Origin of the sequence: Paractinoplanes durhamensis (assembly GCF_016862175.1) — a bacterium.
GTDB classification, from domain to species: Bacteria; Actinomycetota; Actinomycetes; order Mycobacteriales; family Micromonosporaceae; genus Actinoplanes; species Actinoplanes durhamensis.
In genome coordinates, this window is sequence record NZ_BOML01000016.1 from 1 (window position 1) to 653 (window position 653).

Sequence of the window (653 nt, forward strand, 5' to 3'; positions counted from 1 at the left end):
AGCTGATCTTGTCGAATTGCTGCCCGTCGTGGACGGCAATTCGACAAGATGGCGCGGCCGAGGTGGTCCGTGGCATGTCCGGCCAGGTCGTGGGCCGACGCAAGATCGGTGACGCTTGGGTTGCGCCGACCGATCTTGGGGGTCGCTGCCTTCTGGGCTGGTTTCAGGCGACGACTCTCAGGCGGCGACTCGCTCCGGCAGGCCCTGGATGGGCTCGACCGGAGGCTGGGGCTCGGCCAGGCGGGCCCGCACGATCTCCTCGACCGGGAGCGGGATCGCGGCGGCGCCGGCGCCGGCCGGGCGGGGCTTGGGGCGCTTCGACGGGGACGCGGCGCTGCCGCCCCGGCCCTCGTAGACGTAGAGGCCGTTGACCGGGTCGGGGGTCGCGTCGAGCGCGGCCGTCACCACCGGGAGGGCCCGGAATCGGTCCCACTCCTCTGTTTCGCGGAAGGCGATCTCCAGGACGACCCCGCCGGGCATGATCGTCCACTCCCAACGGCGTGCGCCGTTGGTCACGGCGGCCTCGAGCAGTGCCTCGCCGTAACCGTCCTTCCACCGCATTGCCGAGAGCACGCCGTCGCGCACCTCGATCGACCACCATCGGATGCTGCTCATGCGATCGAAGGTACGCCGCCGGGACGACCTCGGCCGCC

1 protein-coding gene is annotated in these 653 nt (G+C 71.4%); it reads right to left on the reverse strand.

Features of this window, described 5'->3' with window-relative positions:
* Positions 1-177 precede the first annotated feature (177 nt).
* Entirely contained in the window at positions 178-615 is a 438-nt protein-coding gene (locus tag Adu01nite_RS09045; RefSeq protein ID WP_239132254.1) for a hypothetical protein, read from the reverse strand.
* Positions 616-653: the final 38 nt, after the last annotated feature.